General features: G+C 47.3%; 23 protein-coding genes. 11 read left to right on the top strand and 12 right to left on the bottom strand.

Annotated features, from left to right (window positions below; all coding sequences use genetic code 11):
• The first annotated feature begins 171 nt into the window (after positions 1–171).
• From crtE to AACR41_RS13155, 3 genes are read left to right on the top strand one after another with little or no spacing between them, the layout of a single operon-like run.
• Positions 172–1,080, top strand: coding sequence for a geranylgeranyl pyrophosphate/diphosphate synthase/geranyltranstransferaseCrtE (crtE, locus tag AACR41_RS13165; protein WP_030006210.1), 909 nt, complete (start codon positions 172–174; stop codon positions 1,078–1,080).
• A gap of 21 nt (positions 1,081–1,101) precedes the next feature.
• Positions 1,102–1,557 carry a divergent PAP2 family protein gene (locus tag AACR41_RS13160; RefSeq protein WP_030006209.1) on the top strand — a complete coding sequence of 152 codons (456 nt, stop codon included), beginning with the start codon at positions 1,102–1,104 and terminating at the stop codon, positions 1,555–1,557.
• 53 nt (positions 1,558–1,610) lie between these two features.
• On the top strand, positions 1,611–2,411 hold the full coding sequence (locus AACR41_RS13155) for an LCCL domain-containing protein (RefSeq protein ID WP_084149987.1): 801 nt from the start codon (positions 1,611–1,613) through the stop codon (positions 2,409–2,411).
• Between the two features lie 23 nt (positions 2,412–2,434).
• Here the strand turns inward: AACR41_RS13155 and ygfZ are convergent, their stop codons facing one another.
• Both ygfZ and AACR41_RS13145 read right to left on the bottom strand, forming a co-directional pair.
• Complete coding sequence (gene ygfZ, locus AACR41_RS13150) at positions 2,435–2,734, bottom strand: CAF17-like 4Fe-4S cluster assembly/insertion protein YgfZ (RefSeq protein ID WP_223209866.1); 300 nt, start codon at positions 2,732–2,734, stop codon at positions 2,435–2,437.
• On the bottom strand, positions 2,626–3,492 hold the full coding sequence (locus AACR41_RS13145) for a YgfZ/GcvT domain-containing protein (RefSeq protein ID WP_223209859.1): 867 nt from the start codon (positions 3,490–3,492) through the stop codon (positions 2,626–2,628). The genes ygfZ and AACR41_RS13145 overlap by 109 nt, the downstream gene beginning before the upstream one ends.
• A 91-nt stretch (positions 3,493–3,583) precedes the next feature.
• Here AACR41_RS13145 and AACR41_RS13140 point away from each other — a divergent pair, with 91 nt between their 5' ends.
• The 3 genes from AACR41_RS13140 to AACR41_RS13130 are packed head-to-tail and all read left to right on the top strand — an operon-like array spanning position 3,584 to position 4,853.
• On the top strand, positions 3,584–3,718 hold the full coding sequence (locus AACR41_RS13140; protein WP_254903385.1) for a hypothetical protein: 135 nt from the start codon (positions 3,584–3,586) through the stop codon (positions 3,716–3,718).
• Positions 3,719–3,757: 39 nt separating this feature from the next.
• Positions 3,758–4,174: a GNAT family N-acetyltransferase gene (locus tag AACR41_RS13135; protein ID WP_223209858.1), complete on the top strand. Its 417-nt coding sequence runs from the start codon at positions 3,758–3,760 to the stop codon at positions 4,172–4,174.
• Positions 4,175–4,181: 7 nt separating this feature from the next.
• Positions 4,182–4,853 carry a serine/threonine protein kinase gene (locus AACR41_RS13130; RefSeq protein ID WP_030006206.1) on the top strand — a complete coding sequence of 224 codons (672 nt, stop codon included), beginning with the start codon at positions 4,182–4,184 and terminating at the stop codon, positions 4,851–4,853.
• A gap of 4 nt (positions 4,854–4,857) precedes the next feature.
• Here AACR41_RS13130 and AACR41_RS13125 read toward each other — a convergent pair whose 3' ends face one another.
• Positions 4,858–5,400: an NYN domain-containing protein gene (locus AACR41_RS13125; RefSeq protein WP_030006205.1), complete on the bottom strand. Its 543-nt coding sequence runs from the start codon at positions 5,398–5,400 to the stop codon at positions 4,858–4,860.
• A 254-nt stretch (positions 5,401–5,654) separates the two neighbouring features.
• Here AACR41_RS13125 and AACR41_RS13120 point away from each other — a divergent pair, with 254 nt between their 5' ends.
• On the top strand, positions 5,655–7,337 hold the full coding sequence (locus tag AACR41_RS13120; protein ID WP_030006204.1) for a glycosyltransferase family 39 protein: 1,683 nt from the start codon (positions 5,655–5,657) through the stop codon (positions 7,335–7,337).
• Positions 7,338–7,431: 94 nt separating this feature from the next.
• Here AACR41_RS13120 and AACR41_RS13115 read toward each other — a convergent pair whose 3' ends face one another.
• The 5 genes from AACR41_RS13115 to AACR41_RS13095 form a co-directional block, all read right to left on the bottom strand.
• Positions 7,432–7,806 carry a Crp/Fnr family transcriptional regulator gene (locus AACR41_RS13115; protein ID WP_012306702.1) on the bottom strand — a complete coding sequence of 125 codons (375 nt, stop codon included), beginning with the start codon at positions 7,804–7,806 and terminating at the stop codon, positions 7,432–7,434.
• A gap of 147 nt (positions 7,807–7,953) precedes the next feature.
• Positions 7,954–9,243: a DUF4335 domain-containing protein gene (locus AACR41_RS13110; RefSeq protein ID WP_030006203.1), complete on the bottom strand. Its 1,290-nt coding sequence runs from the start codon at positions 9,241–9,243 to the stop codon at positions 7,954–7,956.
• Between the two features lie 84 nt (positions 9,244–9,327).
• Entirely contained in the window at positions 9,328–9,918 is a 591-nt protein-coding gene (locus AACR41_RS13105) for a DUF3038 domain-containing protein (protein ID WP_012306700.1), read from the bottom strand.
• A gap of 488 nt (positions 9,919–10,406) precedes the next feature.
• A complete protein-coding gene (locus AACR41_RS13100) occupies positions 10,407–10,580 on the bottom strand; it encodes a hypothetical protein (protein ID WP_219729292.1) in 174 nt (57 codons plus the stop codon).
• A 14-nt stretch (positions 10,581–10,594) separates the two neighbouring features.
• Positions 10,595–10,837: a hypothetical protein gene (locus AACR41_RS13095; RefSeq protein ID WP_152550967.1), complete on the bottom strand. Its 243-nt coding sequence runs from the start codon at positions 10,835–10,837 to the stop codon at positions 10,595–10,597.
• A 118-nt stretch (positions 10,838–10,955) separates the two neighbouring features.
• Here AACR41_RS13095 and AACR41_RS13090 point away from each other — a divergent pair, with 118 nt between their 5' ends.
• Complete coding sequence (locus tag AACR41_RS13090) at positions 10,956–11,198, top strand: antitoxin family protein (RefSeq protein WP_030006201.1); 243 nt, start codon at positions 10,956–10,958, stop codon at positions 11,196–11,198.
• Positions 11,185–11,592 (top strand): PIN domain-containing protein, encoded by a 408-nt coding sequence (locus AACR41_RS13085; protein WP_030006200.1) that lies wholly within the window; start codon positions 11,185–11,187, stop codon positions 11,590–11,592. The genes AACR41_RS13090 and AACR41_RS13085 overlap by 14 nt, the downstream gene beginning before the upstream one ends.
• Positions 11,593–11,648: 56 nt before the next feature.
• On the opposite strand, the gene AACR41_RS13080 is transcribed toward AACR41_RS13085, so the two are convergent.
• The 3 genes from AACR41_RS13080 to AACR41_RS13070 all read right to left on the bottom strand — a co-directional run bounded on the left by AACR41_RS13080 (position 11,649) and on the right by AACR41_RS13070 (position 14,888).
• Positions 11,649–12,215, bottom strand: a complete 567-nt coding sequence (locus AACR41_RS13080; RefSeq protein WP_052349594.1) for a hypothetical protein — start codon at positions 12,213–12,215, stop codon at positions 11,649–11,651.
• Positions 12,212–13,741 carry a hypothetical protein gene (locus AACR41_RS13075; RefSeq protein ID WP_052349592.1) on the bottom strand — a complete coding sequence of 510 codons (1,530 nt, stop codon included), beginning with the start codon at positions 13,739–13,741 and terminating at the stop codon, positions 12,212–12,214. The genes AACR41_RS13080 and AACR41_RS13075 overlap by 4 nt, the downstream gene beginning before the upstream one ends.
• 103 nt (positions 13,742–13,844) lie before the next feature.
• Positions 13,845–14,888, bottom strand: a complete 1,044-nt coding sequence (locus AACR41_RS13070; protein ID WP_200870489.1) for a restriction endonuclease — start codon at positions 14,886–14,888, stop codon at positions 13,845–13,847.
• 344 nt (positions 14,889–15,232) lie between these two features.
• Here AACR41_RS13070 and AACR41_RS13065 point away from each other — a divergent pair, with 344 nt between their 5' ends.
• Both AACR41_RS13065 and AACR41_RS13060 read left to right on the top strand, forming a co-directional pair.
• Complete coding sequence (locus tag AACR41_RS13065) at positions 15,233–15,622, top strand: hypothetical protein (RefSeq protein WP_030006199.1); 390 nt, start codon at positions 15,233–15,235, stop codon at positions 15,620–15,622.
• Positions 15,619–16,038, top strand: a complete 420-nt coding sequence (locus AACR41_RS13060; RefSeq protein WP_030006198.1) for an HNH endonuclease — start codon at positions 15,619–15,621, stop codon at positions 16,036–16,038. The genes AACR41_RS13065 and AACR41_RS13060 overlap by 4 nt, the downstream gene beginning before the upstream one ends.
• A gap of 61 nt (positions 16,039–16,099) precedes the next feature.
• Here the strand turns inward: AACR41_RS13060 and pruA are convergent, their stop codons facing one another.
• Positions 16,100–19,120, bottom strand: a complete 3,021-nt coding sequence (gene pruA / locus AACR41_RS13055) for an L-glutamate gamma-semialdehyde dehydrogenase (RefSeq protein WP_030006197.1) — start codon at positions 19,118–19,120, stop codon at positions 16,100–16,102.
• Positions 19,121–19,154 lie beyond the last annotated feature (34 nt).

The raw sequence follows: 19,154 nt of genomic DNA, 5'->3' as shown, positions 1-19,154 counted from the left end.
AAACCCAAACGTTCCCGGCGAGTGTAATGAACCACACAGAGCAAAACAACTTCACATTTAGAGGCCAGAATTAGCACCTCTCTGCAAGCAACCCAGGATGATTCCCCCAGACTTGCCCCCAAAGCCCTGTAGAATATTCTTGAAAAAATCAACAGTTTTCCAAACGTAGCTATGGTAGTTGCAGACGCTCACACCCAGGGCTTTTCCCTCGCGCAATATCTCCAAGAACAAAAGACCATCGTCGAAACCGCCCTTGACCAATCCTTAGTTATCACTGAGCCTGTCACCATCTACGAAGCCATGCGCTATTCCCTCCTGGCTGGGGGGAAACGGCTACGCCCGATTCTTTGTCTTGCCGCCTGTGAAATGTTGGGGGGCACCGCTGCCATGGCGATGAATACGGCCTGCGCCCTGGAGATGATCCACACCATGTCTTTAATCCATGATGATCTGCCCGCCATGGACAATGACGATCTCCGTCGGGGCAAACCCACGAACCATAAAGTTTATGGGGAAGATATTGCCATTTTGGCAGGGGATGCCCTGCTCTCCTACGCCTTTGAATATGTGGCCCGCACCCCGGATGTTCCGGCAGAACGTCTGTTGCAAGTGATCGTACGCCTCGGCCAAGCGGTGGGGGCAGAAGGCCTCGTCGGTGGCCAAGTGGTGGATCTCGAATCGGAAGGGAAAACCGATGTTTCTGTAGAAACCTTGAACTTTATCCATACCCATAAAACAGGGGCATTGCTGGAAGTTTGCGTTACGGCGGGGGCAATTTTAGCCGGGGCGAAACCCGAAGAGGTACAATTACTCTCCCGTTATGCCCAAAATATTGGTCTGGCTTTTCAGATTGTCGATGATATTCTCGATATCACCGCCACAGCGGAGGAATTGGGTAAAACAGCGGGCAAAGACCTCGAAGCCCAGAAAGTGACTTATCCGAGCCTATGGGGTATTGAAAAATCCCAGGCTGAGGCCCGCAAGCTGGTGGCAGAGGCGATCGCCTCCCTCGAACCCTATGGTGAAAAGGCCAATCCCCTTAAAGCCCTGGCGGAATACATCGTTAACCGTAAAAACTAACCCGCGTCACGGCCAAGCACCATGGATAATTTCAGCGCAGTTTTCCAAAATCACATCCTGATTGTGGCATTAGTGGCCTGCATTACGGCACAGTTGCTCAAAATTCCCATTGATTTAATTCGTTATCAAAAAACCAGCCTCCGTTCCCTTTTTAGTGCTGGGGGGATGCCCAGTGCCCACTCTGCTCTGGTCGGGGCTTTAGCGACAGGGGTTGGTCAGGCGAAGGGATGGGATAGTTCTGAGTTTGCGATCGCCTGTTTGTTTGCAGTGATTGTGATGTACGATGCGGCCGGAGTGCGCCAAGCTGCGGGTAAGCAAGCGCGTATTCTCAACCAGATCATTGATGATATGTTCCAGGAAAAAGAATTTAGCGAAGAACGGCTCAAGGAATTACTCGGTCACACACCAGTACAGGTATTTGTGGGGCTTTCCTTGGGTATTGCGATCGCCTTTTTTGCCAATAGCCAACTGGCCTAGACCCAGATCCTGACCTTCATCCCTAAACGAATTTCTTCTTATTTCTAAGCTTCATGATGCAATCTACGACTTATTTTTTCGGGGCGATCGCCCTGGCTTTTTCCCTGGGCGCCTGTACCCAAAGCAGCACCACCCCAGAATCTAACGCCACTGGGGGCGGAACTGTGGCGCCCCCAGAAGCAGCACCGGAAACCCCGGCGTCGCCCCCAACCCTCCAATTTACCGCCCTAGAATGGGAAGCAAGCCCCGTTAGCCTTGAAATCCAAGACCAGGTGGGACAAACCTTCGAGTTTTCCTGTCCGCCGGGGGATCCCAGCCAAAGGATTTGGGGTACGGGTGTTTACACCAGCGATTCGTCCATTTGTGCCGCCGCCGTCCATGCAGGTCTGTTCGCCGCAGAGACCGGGGGGAATTTAACTTTAGAAATCCTCGCGGGCCAAGACCTCTACACCGGTAGTCAACAAAATGCAGTGACCAGTCGTGATTACGGCGCTTGGGGTGGGAGCTTCCGTTTTCCGGAGGCCAGTGGTAACGCTGCAACAACGCCAAATATCCAGTGGGATTCAACCCCAGGCTCCTTCGGGATTGCCGAAAATGTTGGCGATCGCTACAGTTTCAATTGCCCACCCAACGGTGAACTAGGGGCCTCGGTCTGGGGGACAGATATTTACACCAACGATTCCGCAATCTGTGTGGCGGCAGTCCATGCCGGAGAAATTGACCTAGCTACGGGCGGCCCGATCACCATCGAAATTGCCCCCGGTCAGGACAGCTACACCGGCGGCGATCGCAATGGCGTAGTTACTGCCGACTATGGCTCCTGGGGCGGCAGCTTCATCTTTTTAGACGAATAAATAAAGCGACCAAAGACAGTTCCCTAGGGTTCGGGGTAAGCATGGGTCACATAGGGAACCGCGACAACTTTTCCAGTCACTTCTCCTGCTGTCACTTCTAACCCTTCTCCACCCACTTTCGTACGGATATAACCAAGGGCAAAGGTGTTATCCGGGTCAATACTGGTGATGACGCCAGCCCGTTCTTCACCCACAAAAATTTTGCAAGGGACTGCTACGGGGGCAGAAAGTTGAATCCCAAAGAGGCGCTGTTTAACGCCTTTGTAGGTATTGAGGCGGGCAATGGTTTCCTGGCCAATGTAGCAGCCTTTATCAAAGGAAATGCAATCCCAAAGCCCTGCTTCCAGAGGGTTATAGTCTTCGGTGAGTTCTTGGTCGGGGCGGGTCTGCCTTGGTGAATGCGCAGTTTCTCCCAGGCTGCTTCGCCACAGGGGATCATTCCTAAATTCATCAGAGCCTGCCAAATTTCGACACCAGCCTCGGCGGGAATATACAGGGTATAGCCCGGTAATTTCAAACTGTTCCCCGTCGCACAGAGAATGTTTTGTCCCTGGATTTCTAGAAATTGATGGCCACCATTCGGAAAGTCAGCTAAGGTTACGCCAGTGAGTTTTTCGAGAATTTCTTTGGCCTGAACACCCATCAAAGACAGGATATTGAACTGCCCAGAAAGATCACTAATTTCTACTTTGTCCATTGGAAAGAGAAACCGATCAAACCATTCCAGGAGAAAGGTCTTTTTCTGGGGTGAGACCTGCACCCAGAGGGCATCATCCAGAATATGCACCGTGGCGAGATCGATGGTGCGGGCCGTGGAATTAACGAGGACAGTGTCACAGCTTTGGCCCGGTTGAAGCTGCTGGATTTGATTAGTGCTTTGGTTATGGAGGTAGCGTTGACGGTCAGCGCCCGTAAAGTTGAGGAGACCCCAATGGCTTTGGTCGTAGAGCAGACAGCCATTGCTGAAATCTTGGGAAATGTCGGCGTCGTTCCCAAAGGTTACAACGGCCTCACCGGAAGCTGTTAAAGGAAAGCCTTGGTGCTGGTGGTATTGCAAAAGGGGGGTCATGGCAATGGTCATGGATACTCAATTTGGCACAGATTCCATTATGCCAAGGGGAGAGGTTACACTGACAGAGATATTTTCTATGTGTTGTTTGGGATCGCCACCTATGGACTTATTTCGTCAACAGATTCTGCCGTTCTTAATTTTGCTGGTCTTCCTCTTGGCTTTAGGGATTGTCAGCGCCCGGATTTTTCTCCCCACCGATATGCTCGCCCCAGCACCCATTGGTTTTTTGGGCTAGGTCATGCTACCAGCGGGCTTTTCTCTGAGACGGGGTGCGATGATCGACCGACCGTTATTGTTAAAGTTTTTGCACCGCAGTTACCAGGAACTTTATCCGGAAACGGGCTTCGATCACCTCCGTACAACCTTGAACCATTATTTCACAGTGGATACGCCCCTCTGGTGGGTACGGACAGAAACGGAGCAAGTGGTGGGTTGTCTCTGGCTGGGCAATAGTGTTGATCAGATTAGCGGCGATCGCCACAGTCATATTTTTCTGTTGTATGTGATGCCGGAGTATCGCCGTCGGGGGCTGGGTTCGGCGCTTATGGCCACAGCGGAACGGTACGCGAAAACCAAAGGCGATCGCCAAATCACCCTCCAGGTTTTCACAAATAACCAGACGGCCCAGAGCTTTTACCAGACCCTCACCTACCAGCCCCATGCAATCTTGATGCGAAAAATCCTCCCCTAAAGGATCTATGGCTCAACCCCGACTCCAAGTTTTTTGCGATCGCCTCGAACAGGAACTCCGACCCCACCTCGATCTCACCAGCGAGCATCCCCACCATCCTGTGATCGTGCGCCATTGTCCCAGCCCTTGGTATTGCGTGGGCACCGGGAACTATGCTGCGGTTGTCGCCCATCCTGACTTTCCGGCGTGGGTAGTAAAGGTCTATGCCCCCCACCGGGAAGGATTTGCCGCAGAAGTGGAAGTTTATCGTCGCCTAGGGACCCATGCTGCGTTTTCGGAATGTTATTACGCCAAGGATGGCATTTTAGTGCTGCGGCGTTTGCATGGCACGACCCTCTACGACTGTGCCCACCGGGGGATTCCAATTCCGAGAAAAGTTATTGAAGATATTGATCAAGCCTTGGATTATGTCTATGCCCAGGGCCTTAATCCCCATGATGTCCACGGGAAAAATGTGATGTTGGGGGTCGATGGTCGGGGACTTGTGGTAGATATTTCCGACTTCCTCAAACCAGAGCCCTGTTATGCCTGGAAAGATCTTAAACGGGCCTATTATTGCCTGTATCGACCCCTGATTGCTGGTCTCAAATTAAAAATACCCTATGCTTTTTTAGACCATGTACGCACGGTCTATCGCGTTTATCGTCGGCTTGGCGATCGCCTTTTTTTGAAACCTTGAAACCCTAGAGGCCGTGGCGTAACTGACGTAAAATCTGTTGGGTTTTCGGATCAAGACTATTCAAGAGTTGCCCCCGTCGCTGCTGGCGTTGACGTTTGCGATGATCCCGGGAACGTCGATTGGCGGCGGCCACAGCCGATTGCAACTTTAAAGAAGACATCCATTCCGCCCCATAACCCACCACCGTATGCCGTTGGGCCTGGTCGGAGGTCACCACAATTACCCGTCGGGGCGTATTATAGTCGTGCCGAAAAGCGGCGCAGGCTTTTTCGATGTAAGTATCGGCAGTTTCCGAGAAAGCGGTGTAGTAAGCGGAAACAAATTGCGTATGTTCTTCTTCTTGGCTAGGGGTCTGCTGGTAATGGGCGTCAAAAACGACTTTTGTCCGGTAGCAGTTGTGGGAGGCGTAGTTAATTAAAACTTCGATCAATTCGTCCCGTGCCATCTCAAGGCCGTGGCGATCGCGAGTTGCCTTAAGCTCCTGCCAAGCACCAATGACGTTATAACCATCCACTAATAGTAGCGCTTCGGGGGATTGGGACTTCATGACTCACTCGTAACCTCCATGGTGAAAAAAACAAAAGGATTTTAATGGATAAAAACCACATCCTAACAAGTTTTGTCACGCTTCTGCCATCGTCGAAATTATCGCTGCGGTCTGCTAATATCGTTCACCATTGCGAGAAGACAAAGACTTCCCTGGGGTTGCATCCCCTTGCCGTCCATTTTAGTTAAGGCTTCATTTTTAAGTTGAAATTCTTTTTAAATACCGCCCCAAAAAATATTATTTCAAGCAAAACTTTGCCCGTTTTTTTATTATGGTTTTGGGTGATTTTAGGCGGGATTATTCGCCTGACAAACCTTGGTGCAAAACCCCCTTGGACCGATGAATTTGCGACCCTCCTCTACAGTCGCGCCGAAAATTATAATCAACTGCCCTACGACGAAATTCTCACGGGGAAAGAGCTTTTAGCGCCACTGCTCGGCTACCCAGACCAAGGTGTCACTGCGGCGGCCCATTTTTTGATCCATTACGATAACCACCCGCCGTTGTATTTCATGGTGGTTAACCTCTGGCAGCGCCTATTTCCCCTAGAGATGGGGAGCTACATTTCCATTGATGGGGTGCGTCTCCTCTCGGTGCTGCTTAGTTTGTTAGGCATTGGAGCGCTTTATGGTTTGGCAAAGTGGCTCTTTCAGTCAGAAAAAATTGCCCAACTTACGGCGGCTTTGATGGCTTTTTCGCCCTTTGATATTTACCTGGCCCAGGAGGCTCGTCACTATACATTGATTGGTTTGTTTGTGATCGCTTCCTTGGGATTTAGTTTCCTAGTGCTGCGCCAAATTAAGACCCGGCAGGCGTTGTCCTGGGGGCAAGTTTTTGTGGGGATTGTCCTCTGTGGGGCGGGGCTGTTAGTGCATTACTTTTTTGTTCTGACGCTTCTGGCCGAGGCGATCGCCCTGGGGTGGTGGATGGTGGCCCACCGCAAATATCCGATTCCGAAGCAATGGTGGCGTTTAGGAACGATCATTCTGACAGTGGGGCTTTTGGGGCTGATCTGGAAAACCCAGGTGCTCCCCGACAGCTATGGCACCAGTATGACTAGCTGGATTCGCCTCGATCGCAGTGATTGGCTGGCATGGCTCAGTCCGGTCTTTCAGTTGTTGGCCACCGTTGTCACGATGGTGATGCTTTTGCCCATCGAGGTGGATTTTTTGCCGACGGTGATTGTCTGTGGTGCGGTGATGATCGTGGTGGGTATTCGTTTTTTAACCCTGTGGCGACAAGGCATCAAGGCCCAGAGCACGGTTTCTCAATTTCAGGATGAGTTATTTTTTCTCTGTCGTTTTGTGGGGGCTGCCTGGGGACTCTTTGGGGTGCTCAGTTTTGGCCTCGGCATCGATATTACCCGTGGGGCTCGCTACAGTTTTGTGTATTTTCCGGCGGTGATTCTCTTGGGAGCCGTTGGCCTGAGCTATTTTTGGCAGCGGGAGAATATTCGCTGTCTAGGGGTTGAAACGATGGGGACTCGGTTTCCCCAGGTGAAATCTGGGACAAAGGCGATCGCCTTTATGGTGTTGATTAGTTTTTGTAGTGCCCTAACCGTCGTCCATGATTGGGGCTACCAAAAGTACTACCACCCCGACAAAATCGTTGACAGACTCGCAACAGCAACTCAACCTGTACTGATGGTGCTCCCCCGGGAAAGCACCGTGCAAATTGGCGAAATGATGGGGATTGCCTGGGAACAGCAACGACGTGCCCTAGAACGTCCTGTATTTTTTGCTTTTGTACCAAAACAAGATGCGCCAGCAGCTTACACTGACGATCTAGACACAATCAGTGCTCAATTTCCCCAAACGCCCTTTGAACTGTGGTCGATCAACATCTTTGAACCGATTCCTTTGTCAAACTGCCGCGCTTCTGAACAAGTTTGGGTTTCTGGCTACTACAGTGATGTTTACCAATGTGGTGCCCCCTGATCTGCCATTTCCCAGGGGATAAATTGAAGCAGCTTTTCTCAGTGAATCTTCTCAGCGGGATTCAACCGCAAGGCACTTTTGTTAATGACTGTCCCTAACCCTGGGCCTCTAGCTTTTGGTTTGTGCGACTTAAACGCTCGGCTAAGGTTTTCATGATTTCGATGGCAAAGTAGGGATTTTGCTGGATGAGGAAGGTAAATCGCTTTTGGTCAATCACCACGAGGCGACAATCCGTTTTGGCGATCGCCGTTGCACTGCGGGGGGAACCCGGCTCAATGACGGCCATTTCTCCTAAAGCTTCCCCTTCACCGAGGATACTCAAGGGTTGCCCTTGAAACTGAATTTCCACTTCCCCGGTTTGGATAATGTAGAGCAGATCGCCCGGGGTGCCTGCGCTAAAAATTACAGTGCCCGCTGCGAAATCCTGGGTGTCGTGGTCATGTCTAAATAAGTCAAAATGCGCCATCATGATTTAGTTCCTTCTGAACTCTCGAAATAAATTTCTAAAAACGAGTCAATGCCCGCCTATTCACGATCATAGTGGAGCTAAGGCCGCTTTTTTGCGTATTTCTTTGGGCTTATCGCGAATTTAACTTCCCCTTTACCAAGGCTGTTTTTAGCGGGGTGCTTCGGTAAAAGCTTGGACACGACCATCGGGATTTAACACCAGGCGAAATGTCCGACTTTCAGCAGGAAAAGAAGCGCCAACATTGCGACCCACAGAGAGAAAAGAAAGTTGGGGTTGATACAGTTCGGCGGCTTTACCAATGGGAAAGACTGTTTCAATGGCCCCTTGTTCACTGAGCTTTAAACGATATTCCAACACTTCACCGAGGTCGGCGGGACTCTGCCACTGGGTTTGAAAATGACGTTCAACTCGCTGTTCGGGGTTTAGCCTTGGGGCATTGGCGGGAGACAGGGCGATCGCCTCTTGCTGGGGCGCATCAGCAAATTGTTCTGCTTGATCGGCAGCGGTAGTTCTGGCCATTTGTCCCCCAAAGCTGGGAGCGACGCTCAGGCTGGTATTCTCCCTGGGGGCAGTAGCCGTGATCGGGGCCGGATCATTACTAGGGGGACTAGGGGGGGATGCGGCTGGGGGAGCCGGATTCGCAGTCGTGGTTTCCCCTGGCGTCGGTTGAGTCAGATCAACGGTTTGGGGGGCAACTCGTGGGTCATCTAGGGGCGCATCGGCTGCGGATGGCACTGGCGAGAAGGTATAGGAAGCGTGGGGATCCGGAGGGATAAGCTCTACTTGGTTGCCCGCTTCATCCGTAGCTTCGAGGTTTAGGGCACTACTGGTTTCCGGGATTTGTTGCTGTTGCCAAACGGCGTTACTAATCCCCACCACGAGGAGAAAAGACGCGGCGATCGCCCCCCAGCGAGTGACAGTCCGGCGTTGTTGGCTAGCAGTGAGGCTGGGTAAAGCCACCATGTCCGTCTGGTAGGTTTCGAGGGCCTCCGCCAGGTCATGGAGTTGGGTGGCGTTGAGTTGGAGGGTCGGGCCAGATTCCTTGGTTGCTAGGCGACCCAGGTGGAGGGTATGGGACAAAAGCCCCTGGGTGACAAGCTGGGGTTGGGGCAGGGTGGCGACGGTCTGACCAGGGGTGTTGTGGTAGCCATAGACAGAGGTGGCTTGGGGCAGCCATTCTAAGTCAGGACTGAGGTCTTGGAGAAACCCTTGGACATACTCATTGACGGCGGTGGCGAGGGCATCCAATTGGGGGCGATCGCCTTTGATGACGATGCGCTGGTCGGGGCCAAGGCGCGGATCATCAAAACTCAACTCAAAATTCAATTCTTTAATCAGCGGCTTCCCTGTCCACTGGGAGAGGGCCGAGGTTTTCGCTGCCACTTCCAGGCTACAGGTGGGGGGAGTATAGCGACGGGTGAGGGTGGGAGAGAGCATAGGAACCATCTAAGAACGAAAACAAACTACGGGGGAATTGAGTAAAAAAGAGAAAAAATCAAGGGTGGAGTTTAGGTCAAGTCTCTAGGTTTTGCCTTGATCGATTAATGCCAACCAGAGGCGTCGATGTCCATTTTTGGCCCCATAGAACAGCAAATCAATCAGTAATTTCAGGGCGAGTCCCACTAAAGAGGCCGAGGCGATCGCCTCCCCTTCCTCCATGCGTTCTTGGTAGGTGTTGCTAAAGTTATCGAGGTAATCCCCTAAAAGGGCGGCTCGGTGGGGTTCCTGGCCTTGTTCGGTCATCTGTTCCAGGAGAGCGCAGGCGCGGCGAATGTCATCCTGCTGCTGGCGGGCTAAATGGCAAATGATCAACACCAAAGAGCGGGCTTCTTCGACGTCTAATTTTTTGCGGCCCCCACTACTTTTCCGGAGGGGGTTGGACTGTCGCAGTCGCCATAAGGTAACGCGATCGCCGATGACCGCCTCTAAATTTAGCTCTTTGGCCGCCTGTAACATCGCCTCTGAACTCAGGCCCGCTAAGGACTCCAACGCCAATAAAACCAAGTCCAGATGACTTTTAATATTCTCTAGCTGCTGACCATCGGGGGGCTGGGCCAGGGGCAAATCCGCAAAAGACGCAGGGGTAGGAACGGCTTGGAGACTAGGGCGCATAGTTACAGCTTAGGTGAGAAAAATAGAGACCAGCGTTGGGTTACAGATTTTGCAACTCCCTTGTGGCAACCCCGTGATGGGCAACATATCCCCAATATTATGCCCCACCCCTAGGACACGACTCGGTCGTGCTCAAGATGTAATGGTGGAAAAGTGGAGTTTTTGGGTCGCCAAACCCCATGCCTGTCGGTCTTAACGGCGCATTTTCCCACACGGTCAAAAATGGTCATATTCACAAGGGAAAACAACGTTCAAATGTTGCCGATATGGATGACCGTCCATTGAACACTCCAGTAAAAAGTTGACATACTTTCCCGCCGTAAACGGTCGAAGATTTCTTGATACTTAGCTGGGTTGCAACACAATTGGCCTTACCATCTCTCCATGTCCGTTTAGGGTCTCCCGATGCTCTTTACCAGAAAGCTGTCCTAGAAGGTGACTGAACTTGCCGAAGTTAGGACGGGGTTTTAGCTCCATTCTTCCGGTCATTAATCAACGCCTTCAATAGGAGCAAAACCTTGACGCTGAACATTTTCCGTCACATGACGCGGCTCTAGGAATTGCAGGAGATAGTCAGGGCCTCCCGCCTTAGAACCTACACCGGACATCTTAAAGCCCCCAAACGGTTGATAGGCCACGATCGCCCCCTTCTCTCTCTTCACAACTGAACTTCCGTTTATTTACCAAAATCTGCAAAGTAATCCTTGTTGGTTGCTAGGTCTTCTGGAGCCTCAACACAGCCAACAATATCTCCAGCAAGTTCGAGGGCACTGACTTCTTTTTCTAAATTCTCTAATTTTTGTACTAAATCGACTGTCTCAGTTTGTTTTTGTCGCCGTTGTCCACGTGCCACAATCGGCATCTGCGTAAAGTCATATTCAGGACGCAAGTCGTCATTTATTTCCGAATTTTGAGGCATGTATTTTATGATGAGCAGTCTCAGTAAATCTATATTAGTATCTGGATTAAAATAATGTTATGTCAGTAGTTTGAGTCGTTATTCGCAAGGTTGCCTGCCTTACAGAAGGAGTTTCCCCATGTCCCAAGCCATAAAAGCCGTTTATCGAAGTGGTACGTTTATCCTTCAGACAGATTGTGACTTGCCTGAAGGCGTTGAAGTGGAGCTTTTGGTGCAATCCTCTCAAGTTATTCCTCCTAAAATCACTGACCTTGCCGCTCGACAAAACTTTCTAATGCAACTTGTAGAACGGATGCAAGAAGCTCCTATCCCTTCTGATGCTCCTCGGTTTACGCGGGAGATGTTGCATGAACGCGGTTGATACGAACATTCTTATTTACGTTAACGATCCTCGTGACCCGCAAAAACAGGCGATCGCTGCATCTCTAATATGTTCATTAACAGACGGTGTTTTGATTTGGCAGGTTGCTTGTGAGTATTTAGCTGCCAGTCGTAAGCTAGAACTATTAGGCTATGACAAAGCGCAAGCATATCAATATATTCGTGATTTACAACAGGTTTGGTACACGGCTTTGCCAAATTGGAATGTGATTAATCGTGCTGAAGACTTGATGAACCGCTTTAGTTTGTCCCATTGGGATTCGATGATTGTTGCGGCTTGTTTAGATGCAAATATTGAAATCCTATACACCGAAGATTTTGGTTACTCGGCTATCGATGGCTTGAAAATTGTGAATCCCTTTCAAAGTACCTAACTCACTACGCTGATCGCCCCCTTTTTCCCCACACTACTGAATAGCGATCGCACTCTTCAAAGTTTTAATGCATCTAAAATTTCCTGTAGCGTAAAATGCAAATAATACAAGACAGGTTCACCGCTAATGCTGATATATCCATATTTTCGATATGGCGGATATGGATTGTGATTGCGGTAATGCGGGCGTACACGATTTCTTCGGCGATCAAAAAAATCACGCTTTACACCTTCTTGGTTTGTTGCATTAAGATCTCTTCGTATTGATGCAACTTGTATTGGAGTAAGCTCTTCGTCGAAGGTGATCGCCCATTTAAGCTTATTGATCAATTTTCCTTCTCTATTTCGCTCGTAAAAATCACAAAAGATCACATCATAAAAGTATTTAAAAGGAACTTTATGAAAATCTTTCCAGTTGAGTGTTTTTTGATAATCTATTAATTCAGGTACATTTGGCAATCCTAAAATTTTCAAAAAAAAGTCTTCAGCTTCTTTTAGTATATATTGCTCTGATTTTTCTACTTTCTCAGGATCAACAAACGTTATAAAAGGAATGTATGAACTATAAACAGTCTTAACAGGTTCACCTCCAAGAGAATGCAACTGAAAAAAATTACTGCTCATAATATGCTTTCTTCTAAGTAAGTTTTTTGAATAAGTAAAAAATCGGCTTTATATACATAAATCCCAGTAGCTTTCCCTTCTTTTCTAATTGGTGATCCTTTTTCTCCATAAAGATGTCCTATTTGTTGATCACTTTTAAAAAAATAAGGGAGAAAAAAGTAGCTACTAGAAACATTGTAGTATTTCTGAATTGCAAATTCATACATGATCTGTTTTGTCACATCATCTTTAAATTTTTCTGACCTTCGATTTAGAGCATAAAAATCAAAAGGTACATATTTGAAATCATAAATTTCAATTTTAGAAGATATATCTTGATCTTGTAAAATTAAATCTGGTCTTGAATAACGACAGAATTTGTTTTGACCTCTTTGCTTGAAATTACTATGTTCTTCATTTTCATAGACATGAATCGCTGGGGATAAATCTAATTCGATTGCAAAAAATTCATACCACTGAAAATATCGATCCTCTGTCGGAGAAAGTACTTCTGATTGCTTAGTATAAATCCAGTGACCCGCAACATTTAGATTTGCAACTCTATTTTGTTCTGGAGAATTTCTGTCGGGATTAAAATAATCACTTAAAATAATATCCGAATCAGAATAAAGAATCTGCTGACGATATCTTTTAAAGAAGAACGTGCTACACATATCTTCCCATACAAGTGGAAAGCCGTGCATCCCCCAAAATTCACCATCAAGATCGTTTGGATTAAGTTCTCCATAAAGAAAAGCTTCTATTGCTTCGTACAATTGCCAATAATCTACATCTTTATAATAAGTATTTCTATCTATTGCGTCAAACGTTTCTTTTAAAATACTAATGGTTTCATCAAATGTATCTTGATCAAAGATTGATTGATTGGCAGTAAGATATGAATCTTTGAAATTTTGGGAAAGAAACTGTATATCAGCTAGTCTCGCCTTTACGTTGTCAGGCACATCTTCTTGAAGTTGTTGAACAATTTCATCTAAAATATAGCAATATAAATTAATTAGATCTGTACTTTCATAATGGATTGTGGGACGTGGTAAGTCCATGGTGTCGATATAAATTACGTCATTATCTAAATATGTAGCTCGTTCTAAATATCGGTGAATTTGAGAATAGTCAATTTCATCAGTCCTTCTGATCTTTTTCTGGATTGAATTTATTGCAAGATCATCATAAGCTTCTAAAATACGTTCGATCATTGTGATTTTACTATACAAAACACAGGTATCTCCTTCTTGTGTTTGAAGGGTAATACCACCTGCGGTAAGAGTAGTTTGATCTTGGGCTTGCTGATAAGTCTCTGTGTTGTGTTTGAATCGAGCTGAAGCTAAATTGTCTTTCTCAAATTTCTTGAAAGTCCGATACATGGAGAAGAAAAAATTTTTAATGGCATTAAAATCTCCATCAGGAAAGTCGTCAAATCCATAGGGTAAACAAAATTCAAATTCTTTACCAGAAGATGATTTACGAATACCAACAAATGAATCGTTATTATTTTTGACTAATTTTAAAGCAGAAAAATCCAACATAAATTAAAAATTTATTCTTCCTTCCACTCCATAAGTCTAGTGACAAACTCATTGTGAAGCTTAGTAAAATCACCAAAAGTCACCAATCTATCACGACTTACTCCTAACAAATCAGCCAACGGCTTTTTGTCACGATTAAAAATGCTATCCCAAACAAAAAACATAAGTTTATTTTGAATTTTTTGAGAAGTAAAAGGTTTCTTAATAAAATAAAACCCAATCTGTTTATCTTCAATACCTCGAATGGAAGTGTGATGCTTTTTGATAAAACCATTAAAATTAAAAATAACTTTTTCCATTCTGATGCATCTAAAATGCCATTTTTTCCATAAGTAGCTTCTGGCGATCTGCTATTGTCCCAATTGATAAATTCCCAGTCCCATCTACGCTTAAATGCACTATCCATAAAATAGATGGAATTATCTGATGTATTCATCGTTGCAAGAATAGAGAGATTAGGTGGAAGCTTGATTTCTTTTGTTTCTGTATTAATTCCTAATGGAGAAAATTTATCTTTGAGATTTTCAAAAAAAACAAAGTGACTATCTCCCGGAAATTGAAATTTTAGATTTCCATCAACAAGAGAAATCTTGGTTCCAATCAGTTCAATAAATTTATAAAACTCAACCTCTGTAAGATTAACAGAGTAATCTGACCAACCACTTTCATCTCTATCCAGCAACTGAAAAGCCACACCAAAAATTGCAGAAGAGTTACCTCTATTTATTTCATCAATTACAAGTACAACATTAGAAATATCTTCCCACCGAATGTCCTGAAAAGATTTGGGCTTAGTCATTTGAATATTTTTATAAGCTTGCCCTAAGGCTTTTAAAAAATGACCTTCGTAGTAATTGTACTCCACTTTTCCTGATTTCGTTATCGGCACTAATTTCCCCATGAAATCGCCATAAGTATATTCTGGGTGAAATACTGTTTTAATGATATCTTCTGGAGATTTTTGCCTATCAATTCCCAAGTTTATGGGGATGATTTCCTCTTTGATTCTATGACTTTTTCCAGTTCCAGGGCTGCCAAATAATATTTTTTGAATCGGTGTTTTTTCTTTGGAGATAGAGTTTTTGTCAGAAAACATATTGTTTAATTTCTCTTGTCTTTTAAGAATTGGATACACTTGATCGTTCATTCTAGTATCAGTCTAAAAAATAATGCGCTTACTTACTTGGTTAAATATATGGTCTAGGATTCTATCATTTTAGAGTCTTGAAGGATAATCTTTTTTATTTTTAATAGCCGATCGCCCTCCCATATTTCTACAGAAAGGCGATCGCCACTACTTCATCGATTAATCAACGCCTTCGATGGGTGCAAACCCTTGACGCTAGACATTCTTAGTTATATGATGCGGCTCTAGGAATTGCAGGAGATAATCAGGGCCACCCGCCTTAGACTCGACACCAGACAGCTTGAACACTAAAACCTCACGATATAATTTTAGCCAGAGTTCAACTCATTAAGTAGTCAAAATTTATGAGCACTCGCATTACGATTGAGTTACCAGATGACGTTTACCAGAGAGTTGAGCAATTTGCCCATCTCGCCAATCGTGACTTGTCCAGTGTTGTGGCGGAGAGTATTCAGCTTCTCATTCCTGCTTCCCATCCCAATAGCACAGCAACTCCTGCGATTACAGCTTTAGATGATGAAGAGATTTTAGGTCTAACCGAGCTACAGATGGAGCCAGAACAAGATGCCCGCCTTAGCCAGCTACTGGATTTACAACAAGCAGGGCAACTGTCCAATCCCGATTCCTCCGAACTTCAGACTCTGATGCAAGTTTATCAAGAAGGACTTCTGCGTAAAGCGACAGCATTAAACGAAGCCGTAAAACGTGGATTAATTCAGCCCCTCAGCGAATGAGCTACATCCCAAAAGAGCTGCGCCAACAGGTGAAAGAAACCGCCAATAATCAATGTGGTTACTGCAAAAGCCTTCAGAAATATGTTTTAGGTATCTTAGAAATCGATCACATTATCCCAAAAGCAGCGGGCGGCTCAGACGAAGAAGATAATTTGTGGCTAGCTTGCCGTCTCTGTAATTCCTACAAAGGCACGAAAACCCATGGCATCGATCCAGTGACGAATACCACCGTTGCTTTGTTTAATCCCCGTACTCAAAAGTGGTCAGAGCATTTCATCTGGGAAAGAGAAGGTGCTTTGATTCGTGGTTTAACTGCTTGTGGTCGTGCGACAGTGCTTGCTCTTCAACTGAATAATCCCTATGCAGTCATGGTGCGACAAGCTTGGATTTCGGCAGGATGGCACCCACCCGATTAAAGTAATTGAGGCGATCGCCCTCCCGTATTTCTACAGAAAGGCGATCGCCATTTTTTAGAAATTAATCAACTCCTTCAATGGGCGCAAACCCTTGACGCTGGACATTTTCCGTCACATGACGTGGCTCTAAGAATTGCAGGAGATAATCAGGGCCGCCCGCCTTAGAACCCACACCGGACATCTTAAAGCCCCCAAACGGTTGACGGGCCACGATCGCCCCCGTAATCCCCCGGTTGATATAGAGATTGCCCACTTCAAATTCCTCCGTTGCTCGCTCGATGTGTTGCGGTGTCCGGGAATAAAGGCCTCCGGTCAATGCGTAGTCTGTGCCATTGGCAACTGCTAAGGCTTCATCGAAAGAACTCACTTTAATCACCGCCAGCACTGGCCCAAAAATCTCCTCCTGGGCGATCGCCTGATCCGCTTGCACATCAGTGAAAATAGTTGGGGACACATAATAACCATTGTTGGGAACTGCCGTTTCAAAGGCGACTTTTGATTGTTCCTTGCCCTTCAGGATGTAGTCCTTGATCTTCGCTTGGGCTGCCCCGTCAATCACCGGCCCCATCTTGACGCTCGGATTATCCGTTTCGCCGACCTGGATTGATTTCACCGCCTCCACCAAACGTTCCACAAAAATATCGTGGATCGCTCCCATCACAATGGCACGGGAACAAGCCGAACATTTCTGACCGCTATAGCCAAAGGCCGAATGGAGTACACCCGTCACCGCTTGGTCGAGGTCGGCACTGTCATCGACGATAATCGCATTCTTGCCGCCCATCTCGGCAATGACCCGCTTCAAGTGCTTTTGACCGGGTTGGACGATCGCCGCGTTGGCATAAATATTACAACCCACTTCACGGGAACCCGTAAACGCAATCAGATGCACATCGGGGTGTTTAACCATCGCTGCGCCTACGGTGGAGCCACGCCCTGGCACAAACTGAAAGACGCCCTTAGGAATCCCCGCTTCAATGAGGATTTCCGCGATTTTTGCACCGATCACGCTGGAGGTTTCGGCGGGTTTTAGGAGGGTACAGTTGCCTGTCACCAAGGCTGCAACGGTCATCCCTGTGGCGATCGCAAAGGGGAAATTCCACGGAGAAATCACCACCGCAAGGCCGCGCGGTTGGTAATGGTAACGGTTGGTTTCGCCGCAAACATCGTATTTTTTGAAACCCTGCACTTGGGATAAATCATCGGGTTTAACGGTATAACCCTGGTGCAAACGCTCCATTTCGTCGGCGTAGTAGCGACAAAAATCAATGGCTTCGGAGACTTCTGGATCCGCTTCCTTAAGGATTTTGCCTGTTTCTAGACAAATCAACGCATTCAACTCGTGGCGACGGGCTTCCATGATGTCGGCAGCTTTACGGAGAATGTTGGCCCGTTCCGAGACGGGGGTTTTCTTCCAGGCGGGAAAAGCGGCTTTGGCGGCGGCGATCGCCTCCGTTGCTTGCTCTAGGGAAATTTGACCAACTTTACCAATGAGTTCTGTGGAACGGGAGGGATTCACCGAGTCCACAAAATTTTCGGTTTGTACATATTCACCGTTGATGTAGGGCAGATAACGTTTGCCAAGCTGTTTTTTCACCTCGGCGATCGCAAATTGGGACTTATCCCGCAATTCCGGCTCGGCATAATCAACGTTGGCAGCCCCGGCAAATTGCAGATGACTACTATCAAGATCATGAATCGTTGCCTTGAGATCACCAGTGGGGGGCGCGATTAATTCTTCAACGGGACGCTCTTCTAGGTTCTGGCGGAGGAAAGAACTGTTGGCGGTATTCTCCAACAAACGCCGGATTAGGTAGGCCATGCCCGGCAAAATTTTGCCGTAGGGACAATACACTCGCACCCGATAACCTTCTTTTATCAACGCCTTCGCAATTTGGTCGCCCATGCCGTACAGCACTTGACATTCAAAATTACGCCGGGGAATGTTGAGTTCTTTTGCAATCGCACAGGCAACCGCCTGGGAACGCACATTATGGCTGGCGATCGCCCCGTAGAGAAATTGATGATTTTCTAGCAGCAGCCGGGTCATGCGTTCGTAATTAATATCCGTTGCGCCCTTTTCGTTAAAAACCGGCTGTTCCCAGTGGTTTTGCAGCGCCGTAATCGTTTCTTGATCCCAGTAAGCCCCTTTCACTAAACGGACAGTGACAGGGGTACCCCGTTCCTTGGCCCACTCAATCAAACTTTCTAAATCTGCATAGGAATCCCGCAAGTAGCCCTGTAAAGTCACGCCAATGTCACGGCGGTGCCGAAATTCCGCTTCTAGCAATACATCTTTCAAAATCTGGAGGGTGAGGGTTTTATATTCGTAATGCTCCATATCAAAGTGCACCGCAACCCCCAATTCCTGGGCATGGCGTAACAATAGCCGCACCCGTTCCGCCACATTTTCTTTGCTGCCCGCCGGATCGAGGGGATCAAACTGGGAATAAAACGCTGTCAATTTTACGGATACTTGCACCTTGGCGAGATCCTCACCGTCCGCCGCATCAATGGCATCGACCTTAGACCAATGTTTTGCCGCTGTCGCCAAATCCGCCATTAAATCGAGGTAAGTTTGCTGATATTTCTGGGCTTCTGATTCGGTGATCACCGCTTCGCCCAAGAGATCAATGGTGAACGCCATTTTGTCTCGACGCAGACGTTCAACGGTTTTAAGCACCTGCTTGACGTTTTCCCCCGAAATATATTTAAACGCGAGGGTTTCCACGGATTTACTAATGGTTGCGGCCGCAATCTGGGCCGGAGGAGAATGGGGTTCAGTAAAATTGAGGATTTTTTTTAAAGCTCCAGGTAACTCCACCGACTCATCCCCTAGATACTGTTGGAGATGCTGGGCGATCGCCGTATTGTCCTTGAGGGCTGGCAACACATCAATGAAGCGAAACAGTTGCACCCGCAAATGGGGATTTTCCATGGCCCAGCCTAGCAATTTATCATCTAGGCGCATCTGGTCTTGGATTTTCGAGAAAAATGACCGTTTTTCCCTGGTGGCAGCGATTAACTCCCTGGCAATTTGTTGGGTACGCGCTTCGTAACGATCCTGAGCATCGATGACCACGGCTAACAATTCTCCGAAAAGACCTATGGTTTAA

It is taken from the genome of Picosynechococcus sp. NKBG042902 (genome assembly GCF_963864045.1).
GTDB lineage: Bacteria > Cyanobacteriota > Cyanobacteriia > Cyanobacteriales > MRBY01 > MRBY01.
This window is presented reverse-complemented; position numbering and strand designations above follow the sequence as displayed.